Annotated in this window: 5 protein-coding genes and 1 rRNA gene; 3 read left to right on the forward strand and 3 right to left on the reverse strand. The window is 68.3% G+C overall.

Annotation, left to right across the window (positions count from 1 at the left end):
* Window positions 1-11 precede the first annotated feature (11 nt).
* Both tatA and VG566_RS07100 read right to left on the reverse strand, forming a co-directional pair.
* Window positions 12-239 carry a Sec-independent protein translocase subunit TatA gene (gene tatA, locus VG566_RS07095; RefSeq protein WP_014648907.1) on the reverse strand — a complete coding sequence of 76 codons (228 nt, stop codon included), beginning with the start codon at window positions 237-239 and terminating at the stop codon, window positions 12-14.
* 75 nt (window positions 240-314) lie between these two features.
* The gene (locus tag VG566_RS07100) at window positions 315-1,214 is read right to left on the reverse strand and encodes a lipid-binding SYLF domain-containing protein (protein ID WP_046433307.1); all 900 of its coding nucleotides are present in this window, start codon (window positions 1,212-1,214) and stop codon (window positions 315-317) included.
* Between the two features lie 165 nt (window positions 1,215-1,379).
* Here VG566_RS07100 and hemH point away from each other — a divergent pair, with 165 nt between their 5' ends.
* From hemH to VG566_RS07115, 3 genes are all read left to right on the forward strand, one after another.
* The gene (hemH, locus tag VG566_RS07105; protein WP_046433311.1) at window positions 1,380-2,342 is read left to right on the forward strand and encodes a ferrochelatase; all 963 of its coding nucleotides are present in this window, start codon (window positions 1,380-1,382) and stop codon (window positions 2,340-2,342) included.
* A complete protein-coding gene (locus tag VG566_RS07110) occupies window positions 2,339-3,193 on the forward strand; it encodes an alpha/beta fold hydrolase (RefSeq protein WP_046433313.1) in 855 nt (284 codons plus the stop codon). The genes hemH and VG566_RS07110 overlap by 4 nt, the downstream gene beginning before the upstream one ends.
* 290 nt (window positions 3,194-3,483) lie before the next feature.
* Window positions 3,484-5,589: a methyl-accepting chemotaxis protein gene (locus VG566_RS07115; protein WP_423172601.1), complete on the forward strand. Its 2,106-nt coding sequence runs from the start codon at window positions 3,484-3,486 to the stop codon at window positions 5,587-5,589.
* A gap of 358 nt (window positions 5,590-5,947) precedes the next feature.
* On the opposite strand, the gene rrf is transcribed toward VG566_RS07115, so the two are convergent.
* Window positions 5,948-6,062, reverse strand: a 5S ribosomal RNA gene (gene rrf / locus VG566_RS07120).
* Window positions 6,063-6,070 lie beyond the last annotated feature (8 nt).

Below are 6,070 nucleotides of genomic sequence, written 5' to 3' on the forward strand. Positions count from 1 at the left end.
ACCGCTCCGGATCAGCGAGGGGTGCGGTCGTGCTCGTCCTGCGCGGTGCGCGAGGCGTCCTGGCTGCGCGACTCGTCGCCCAGCTGCGCGTTCGGCTTGTCGTCGTCGCGCATGCCCTTCTTGAATTCCTTGACCGCCGAACCGAGGTCCTTGGCGCCACTGGTCAGGCGCTTGGTGCCGAACACCAGCAGGACGATGGCCAGCACGACCAACCAATGCCAGATGCTGAAACTGCCCATAAAGACGCTCGTTACGTTAGTGATCAGGCTGTCGAGCATAGCGCACCGGCTGTTAGCCGGCGCGCGTGACGAAAGTCAGTTTCCGCCCAGCGTTTCCGTGCGGATTTCGCCGTCGTTGACCGGCTGGAAGCCCTGCTGCTGCGGCGGCGGGTTCTGCGGAACGTTCTGCAGCGGCGCGGTGGTGGCTTCGGCCGGGGCCGCCGGTGCTGCCTGAACAGGCGCAGGCACAGGGGCGGCAGCCGGGGCCGGCGCCGGGCGCGGCGCATTGCCACCGTTGCCGTTGCGGTTGTTGCGGGCGGCGTAGGTGGCCTCTTCCAGACGATCACGGAAGGCGACCACGTCCATCGACGGCGAACCGACGGCGCGACCTTCGAAGATCATGCGCGGCGTGGTGTTGCTGCCGTAGGCGTCAAGGTTGGCGGCATCGTCGATCTGCAGCACCGCGCCATCCAGCGCAACACCGGCGAACAGGCCGCGCGCGCGCGACCACGACCAGATCTCGGCCTTCAGCTGGCCGTCGGTGGCGGCGGCGGCATTGCGGCCGACCGGACCGGCGGCAACGCCGGCATCGGCGCCAAGCGTGAACTTGCCATTGACCAGGTTGTCCAGGCTGCGGTCGTTGCGGAACACCAGCACTACGTCGGAAGACTGGACGCCGGCCTGGAAGCCGATGCTGCCACCGGTCAGCTTGACGAATACCGGGCTGGACCAGGCGCCATTGGGCATGCGCACCGACATCAGCCCGTGGCCGCGACGACCGCCAATGACCAGGCCGGCCTTGATCGTGTCGGGAATGACGATGACCGCGCGGCCTTCGTCGAGCAACTTGTCCGGAATTCCCTGTTCAGGGATTTCCTGGATCTCCGCCAGCACGCGCACGGCATTGCGGGCGCGCTGGTCTTCCTGCGGTCCGGCCATGGCCTGGCTGGACAGCAGGCTGGCGGCGATCAGCAGGGCTTGGATCGGGCGACGCATGGCAGGCTCCAGAAGTCAGTCCATAGGAAGATATAGCAAGTGACTGAAATTAGTAGTGTTGTCATGAATCGCCAATGAGCGCTCCCCGCTCACATAGATGCCCGCTATGCCTGCAATCCGAACCCTGCATCCCGGTGCGACACCGGATCGGCGACAATGCACCCCATGCTCGACGCACCCGATACCGCCGTGCTGGCGGTCAACCTAGGCACGCCCGATACGCCGACGGCCCCCGCCGTACGCCGTTATCTGGCCGAATTCCTGTCCGACCGCCGCGTGGTCGCGATCCCGCCACTGCTGTGGCAGCCGCTGCTGCGCGGACTGATCCTGCCGCTGCGCAGCAGCCGTTCGGCGGCCAAGTACGCCCAGGTCTGGCTGCCGGATGGCTCACCGCTGATGGTCCATACCCGGCAGCTGGCGCAGGCGATGCAGGCCCTGCTGCCAACCCTGAAAGTGCGCCACGCAATGCGCTATGGCGAACCGGCCCTGGCCCACGAGCTCGACCGCCTCGCCGCCGAAGGCGCACGCCGCATCGTGGTGCTGCCGCTGTACCCGCAGTACTCCACCACCACCACCGCCTCGGTCGAGGACCGCGTCGACGCCTGGCAGCGGCGCAACCCGGGCGTGACCGTCAGTCTGGTACGCGACTACTCGGTCGACCCGGGCTGGGTCGAGGCCGTTGCCGGCTCGATCCGCCGCTACTGGGAACAGCACGGCCGCAGCCAGAAACTGATGTTCTCCTTCCACGGCATCCCGCAGCGCCTGGCCGACGCGGGTGATCCGTATCCGCAGCGCTGCGAGGCCAGCGCGCAGGCCATCGCCAACGCGCTGGGCCTGGGCAAGGACGACTGGCAGATGGGTTACCAGTCGCGCTTCGGCCGCGAGCGCTGGCTGCAGCCTTACGCTGAGCCGAGCCTGTGGGCGTTGGCCGAATCCGGTGTGAAGCAGATCGACGTGGTCTGCCCCGGCTTCGCCACCGATTGCCTGGAAACGCTGGAAGAAGTCGCGATGGGCTTCACCGAAACGCTGGCCGAACGTGGCGCGACGATGCGCTACATCCCCTGCCTCAATGCCGAACCGGAACACGCGCGCGCCCTGGCACGACTGGCCGTGGCCTCGCTGGCATGAGTCTGCAACCCTTTGAACTCGAGGTGGGCGGCACCCGCGTCGCCGGCCTGCGCAACAGCGGCGACGGCCCGCGCGTGCTGGCCCTGCATGGCTGGCTCGACAATGCCGCCAGCTTCGTGCCGCTGGCGCCGCACCTGGCGTCGCTGCAGCTGGTGGCGATCGACCTGCCCGGCCATGGCCACAGCGCGCACCTGCCGGCCGGTGCCAGCTACACCACGGCGGCCGCGATCTGCCACGTGCTTGATGTGGCCGACGCCCTGGGCTGGGACCGCTTCAGCCTGCTCGGCCATTCGATGGGCGCCGGCATCGCCAGCCTCACCGCCTCGGTCAGCGACCGCGTCGAGCGCCTGGTGGCGATCGAAGCTCTCGGCGGCCTGCGCGGCCCCGAAGAAGAGACCGCCCATCGCCTGCGCGAGCATGTGAGCGCCACCCGTGCGTTGGCGCGCAAGCAGCTGCGCGTGTTCCCCGACCTGGCCGCGCCGATCCGCGCACGGATGATGACCAACCAGCTCAGCGAACCGTGCGCACGACTGCTGGTCGAGCGCGGCGTGGAACCGGTCGAAGGCGGGTATCGCTGGTGCAGCGATCCGCGCCTGATGCTGCCCACCGCGATCCGCCTCAGCGAGGGCCAGATCGACAACCTGCTGCAGGCCATCGCCTGCCCGACACAGGTGATCTATGCCACGCCGGCGCAGTCGTATTATCCCGAGCCGATGCGCAGCGATCGCCTGCAGCACCTGCGGGATGGCCGGCTGGCAGTATTTCCCGGCAACCATCACCTGCACATGGAAGATCCGGAACAGATCGCAGGCGTGATCCTGCACTTCTTCAGCAACGACAACGCCGGCTGAGCGCAGGCGTCCGCGCGCTTCACTCCGCGCGTTTGCGGCCGATACATCAGTTGTGGGCCCCTGCGCCCGCTGCACGCGGGCCCGGTCGGTCCTGCGGCATGTGTCTGGTTCTGCAAGGAAGTCCGCATGCCCGCTCTGCTGCACCGTCACCCACAGGATGTGGCCGCGGTGTCCCGTCTCCGCGTCGCTGATCGCGCCGCATCCCTCGAATTCCCGGCACCCGCCCTCGTCACGCCCTGCTGCGTGCGTTGCGGCGTGCTCGTTGTCGTCTGCTGACCCAGGAGCCTCCGATGTCCATTGCATCCGCCCGTCCCCCCGATACCGCCCGCCTGTCGCACCTGCAACAGCTCGCCCGCGGTGCTGACCGCCGCCTGCTGACCGGCAGCGCGGCACTGGCCGTGACCGGGCTGGTGCTGGCCCTGCGCGGTCCGCACGGTGTGGCCGCCGCGTTGGCCGCGGGCGCTGTGCTGCCCGCCTTGTGGCTGGCCGGTCCGCTGGCAGGCCGCGGCATCGCCCGCAACGCCCTGGCAATCCTGGTGGCGCTGCAGCTGGCCCTGTTGTCCGCGATCACCGGCCTGTCGCCGGCGTTGCCGTTCGCCCTGCTGCTGGGCGTGCTGCTGGGCCATCGCGATCGTCTGCCGGTGTGGCTGGCCGGTAGCATCGGCACGCTTGCACTGCTGGCCCCGCTGCCGGCCGGTGCTGCGGTGGGGCCGGCGCTGCTGCAGGCCGCGATGCTGGCCGGCCTGACCCTGTTCCTTGGCCAGGTCGCACTGCGGCTCCGCCAGCAGACCGAAGCACTTGGCCACGGTCCCCGCCGGCTGGCCGCGCTGGCGCGCGACATCGCCACCGGCGCCGATCTTGGTGCACATGCTGACACCACCGCCTACGCACCAGGTTCGCTGGCCCATGCGCTGGCCGACACCGCACGCCATGTGCAGGCCCAGCGTGGACGCGAAGCGGAGGCACACGCCGAGAACGCGCAGATCCGCCAGGCCCTCGATGCCTCGCGCACCGCGATGATGATTGCCGACAACGATCACGTGATCCGCTACGTGAACCGCTCGGTGGTGGCCCTGCTGCGCAACCAGCAGGCAACGTTGCGCCAGGCCTTCCCCGATTTCGATGCCGAGCGCCTGGTCGGTAGCAGCATTCATCGCTTCCACGCCAACCCGGACCGGATCCGCGCCATCCTCAATGGCCTGCAGGTCAGCCACAACGGCAAGGTACAGATCGGCCCGGTGCACTTCGCACAGGTGGTTACTCCAGTCTTCGACGCACAGGGCCTGCGCCTGGGCTTCGCCGTGGAGTGGCATGACCGTACCCATGAGCTCGCCTTGGAGGACGCCGTCGCCGGCATCGTCGCGGCCGCCGCCGCCGGCGACCTCGACCAGCGCCTGCAGGCAACCGAAGGTGCCAGCTTCCTCGATGGCCTCACCGGTGGCATCAACCAGCTGCTGGATACGTTGGGCAGTACGGTTGACGAGGTGCGGCAGATGCTCTCGGCGCTGGCCAGCGGCGATCTCGATCGACGCATGCATGGCGAGTATCACGGCGCCTTTGCCGCGATCCAGCGCGATGCCAACGCCACCGCCGGCCAGCTGGCGCGCATGGTGGGCCGTATCCAGCAGTGCGCGTCCTCGATCAGCACCGCTGCCAGCGAAATCGCTGCGGGCAATGGCGCGCTGTCCGAGCGCAGCGAGCGCCAGGCAGCGCACCTGCAGGAAACCGCCGCTTCGATGGAAGAGCTGACTGCCACCGTGCGCCAGAACGCTGCCCATGCGCGCGAGGCGAGCCAGCTGGCGATCACCACCCAGAGCGCCGCCAGCGACGGCAACGTCGCCATGCAGCGGGTCGTCGACACCATGCAGGCGATCGAGGGAGCCTCGAAGCGGATCGGCGACATCACTGGCGTGATCGATGGCATCGCCTTCCAGACCAATATCCTCGCGCTCAACGCGGCAGTGGAGGCCGCCCGTGCCGGCGAGCAGGGCCGTGGCTTCGCGGTGGTGGCCAGCGAGGTGCGCGTGCTGGCGCAGCGCTCCGCCGCCGCCGCACAGGAAATCAAGAAACTGATCGATGAGGCGGGTCGCCAGGTGGGCGAAGGTGCCCAGCTGGTGGCCGATGCGGGCCAGCGGATGCAGGGCATTGTCGGGGGCGTTGAGAATGTCAGCCACCTGATGCACGAGATCTCGGCGGCCTCGCAGGAGCAGTCGGTCGGCATCGAGCAGATCAACCAGACCGTGGTGCAGATGGACCAGGCGACGCAGCAGAATGCCGCGCTTGTGGAGGAAGCCACCGCGGCCGCACGCGAGCTGCAATCGCAGGCGGGTACGCTTACCGAGGCGGTATCGGTGTTCCGCCAGCAGGAACCGCACGAGGTCTCGCGGGCCGCCTGATCCGGGCCTGCAGTTCCATCCCGGTCAAGACGGCGCCCGCAGGGCGCCGCTTTTTTTTTTTTTGCCTGCTTTTGCGTGATGGGTCAGGAAAGTCCGCTTCCGGACCTGCCGTGAGGAGCGACCAACCCTGGCTGGCGCCGCATCCACACACGGCGTGGATCTACTGTGCGCCCGCATGCCCTCGGTAGTCGCCAACCCTGGTTGGCGCTGGGGCTGCCCGCGGAGAATATCCACGCATGGCGTGCATCTACCGGCCGGTGTGCAGCTATGGCGGTGCCGGCCGGCGGCCGGCACTACCCGCATGTTCTGCGCACAAAGAAAAACCCCGCTGCGCAAGCAGCGGGGTTTTGGGTATAAACCCTGGCGATGACCTACTCTCGCATGGCTTGAGCCACACTACCATCGGCGCAGCTGCGTTTCACTTCCGAGTTCGGGATGGGATCGGGTGGTTCCACAGCGCTAATTTCACCAGGGAGGCTTT

Source organism: Stenotrophomonas sp. CASM114 (assembly GCF_049384325.1).
GTDB lineage: Bacteria > Pseudomonadota > Gammaproteobacteria > Xanthomonadales > Xanthomonadaceae > Stenotrophomonas > Stenotrophomonas muris.